A 3,412-nucleotide genomic window follows, 5' to 3' on the forward strand; every position below is an offset into this window, starting at 1 on the left:
GGGGGGTTGTGGGTGGTGGTTGCTGGTGTGGTGTGTGGGGGTTGTGGGTTGGTTGTTGGTTGAGAATTGCATAGTGGACGCGAGCATCTTTGTGGTCAAGTTGTCAAGGGCGAACGGTGGATGCCTTGGCACCAGGAGCCGATGAAGGACGTGGGAGGCCGCGATAGGCCTGGGGGAGCTGTCAACCAAGCTGTGATCCCAGGGTGTCCGAATGGGGAAACCTGGCACCAGTCATGTGGTGTCACCCGCACCTGAATGCATAGGGTGTGTGGAGGGAACGCGGGGAAGTGAAACATCTCAGTACCCGTAGGAAGAGAAAACAATAGTGATTCCGTGAGTAGTGGCGAGCGAAAGCGGATGTGGGCTAAACCGGTCGTGTGTGATACCTGTCAGGGGTTGCGCGGTCGGGGTTGTGGGACCCTGCTGGACATGCTGACACGTGTTCGAGGAGTGATAAAACCGCATGCTAGCTGAATGGTCTGGAATGGCTGACCGTAGACGGTGAGAGTCCGGTAGGTGAAAGTGTGTGGTCTTCTGTGGGTGTTCCCGAGTAGCGGCGGACTCCTGTAATCTGCCGTGAATCTGCCAGGACCACCTGGTAAGCCTAAATACTTCCTGGTGACCGATAGCGGACTAGTACCGTGAGGGAATGGTGAAAAGTACCCCGGGAGGGGAGTGAAATAGTACCTGAAACCGTTCGCCTACAATCCGTCAGAGCCTTTTGGGGTGATGGCGTGCCTTTTGAAGAATGAGCCTGCGAGTTAGTGGCATGTGGCGAGGTTAACCCGTGTGGGGGAGCCGTAGCGAAAGCGAGTCCGAATAGGGCGTTGAGTCGCGTGTTCTAGACCCGAAGCGGAGTGATCTAGCCATGGGCAGGCTGAAGCGTGGGTAAGACCGCGTGGAGGGCCGAACCCACCAACGTTGAAAAGTTGGGGGATGACCTGTGGTTAGGGGTGAAAGGCCAATCAAACTCCGTGATAGCTGGTTCTCCCCGAAATGCATTTAGGTGCAGCGTCACGTGTTTCTTGCCGGAGGTAGAGCACTGGATGGTCTAGGGGGCCTACAAGCTTACTGAAATCAGCCAAACTCCGAATGCCGGTAAGTGAGAGCGTGGCAGTGAGACTGCGGGGGATAAGCTTCGTAGTCGAGAGGGAAACAGCCCAGATCACCAGCTAAGGCCCCTAAGCGTGTGCTAAGTGGAAAAGGATGTGGGATCGCATAGACAACCAGGAGGTTGGCTTAGAAGCAGCCACCCTTTAAAGAGTGCGTAATAGCTCACTGGTCAAGTGGTTCCGCGCCGACAATGTAGCGGGGCTCAAGCACACCGCCGAAGCTGTGGCATTCACGCGTGTACCTCGCGGCAGACTTTCGGGTTTGTTGTGCAGGTGTGTGGATGGGTAGGGGAGCGTCGTGCCGGGGGTGAAGCAGCCGAGTGATCGAGTTGTGGACGCGGCACGAGTGAGAATGCAGGCATGAGTAGCGAAAGAAGGGTGAGAAACCCTTCCGCCGGATGACCAAGGGTTCCAGGGCCAGGCTAATCCGCCCTGGGTGAGTCGGGACCTAAGGCGAGGCCGAGAGGCGTAGTCGATGGACAACGGGTTGATATTCCCGTACCCGTGTAGGAGCGCCCGTGATGAACCTCGTTGTGCTAACCATCCGAACTGCTGTGGGCTTTCGGGTCTGTGGTGGGGAGCGTGGGAACCTGGCGGGTAGTAGTCAAGCGATGGGGTGACGCAGGAAGGTAGCTGATCCCGGCCGGTGGTTGTGCCGGGGTAAGCGTGTAGCCCGATGTGTAGGCAAATCCGCACATCTTGTGGGTGAGACGTGATGCCGAGCCGATTCAGGTGAAGTCAGTGATCCTATGCTGCCGAGAAAAGCCTCTAGCGAGTTCCGAGCGGCCCGTACCCCAAACCGACACAGGTGGTCAGGTAGAGAATACCAAGGCGATCGGGTGAACTGTGGTTAAGGAACTCGGCAAATTACCCCCGTAACTTCGGGAGAAGGGGGGCCGGACGCGTGAAGGCACTTGCTGCTGGAGCGTGGTATGGCCGCAGAGACCAGGGGGAAGCGACTGTTTACTAAAAACACAGGTCCATGCGAAGAAGTAATTCGATGTATATGGACTGACGCCTGCCCGGTGCTGGAACGTTAAGGGGACCGGTTAGTTCCTTCGGGGGCGAAGCTGAGAACTTAAGCGCCAGTAAACGGCGGTGGTAACTATAACCATCCTAAGGTAGCGAAATTCCTTGTCGGGTAAGTTCCGACCTGCACGAATGGCGTAACGACTTCCCTACTGTCTCAACCACAGGCCCGGCGAAATTGCATTACGAGTAAAGATGCTCGTTACGCGCGGCAGGACGGAAAGACCCCGGGACCTTTACTATAGCTTGACATTGGTATTCGGATTGGCTTGTGTAGGATAGGTGGGAGCCGGTGAAGTCCATACGCCAGTATGGGTGGAGGCAATCTTGAAATACCACTCTGGTTGATTTGGGTATCTAACTTCGGGCCGTTATCCGGTTCAGGGACAGTGTCTGGTGGGTAGTTTAACTGGGGCGGTTGCCTCCTAAAAGGTAACGGAGGCGCCCAAAGGTTCCCTCAGCCTGGTTGGCAATCAGGTGTTGAGTGCAAGTACACAAGGGAGCTTGACTGTGAGACTGACAGGTCGAGCAGGGACGAAAGTCGGGACTAGTGATCCGGCACTTGCGTGTGGAAGCGGTGTCGCTCAACGGATAAAAGGTACCCCGGGGATAACAGGCTGATCTTCCCCAAGAGTCCATATCGACGGGATGGTTTGGCACCTCGATGTCGGCTCGTCGCATCCTGGGGCTGTAGCAGGTCCCAAGGGTTGGGCTGTTCGCCCATTAAAGCGGTACGCGAGCTGGGTTTAGAACGTCGTGAGACAGTTCGGTCCCTATCCGCCGTGCGCGTAGGATACTTGAGAAGGGCTGTCCCTAGTACGAGAGGACCGGGACGGACGAACCTCTGGTGTGCCAGTTGTCCCGCCAGGGGCACGGCTGGTTGGCTACGTTCGGAAGGGATAACCGCTGAAAGCATCTAAGCGGGAAGCTCGCTTCGAGATGAGGTATCCCACCCCGGTAACGGGGGTAAGGCCCCCAGCTAGACGACTGGGTTGATAGGCCGGAGATGTAAGCCCGGTAACGGGTTCAGTTGACCGGTACTAATAGGCCGAGGACTTGACTACTAAGTTGCTACGCGTCCACTATGCGATATCTGAACCAACAACACATGATGCCAGTGTCTGGTTGTGGTGTGTGGTGTGGTTGATGAGTGTTACGGCGGTTATAGCGGTGGGGAAACGCCCGGTCACATTCCGAACCCGGAAGCTAAGCCCACCAGCGCCGATGGTACTGCATCCGGGAGGATGTGGGAGAGTAGGACGCCGCCGGAC

General features: G+C 56.8%; 2 rRNA genes. Both read left to right on the forward strand.

The features are described from left to right. The first annotated feature begins 93 nt into the window (after positions 1 to 93). Positions 94 to 3,205: ribosomal RNA gene (locus ACXN5W_RS30135) — 23S ribosomal RNA — on the forward strand. Positions 3,206 to 3,295: 90 nt separating this feature from the next. Continuing rightward, positions 3,296 to 3,412, forward strand: a 5S ribosomal RNA gene (gene rrf / locus ACXN5W_RS30140).

Source organism: Plantactinospora sp. A48 (assembly GCF_055793945.1).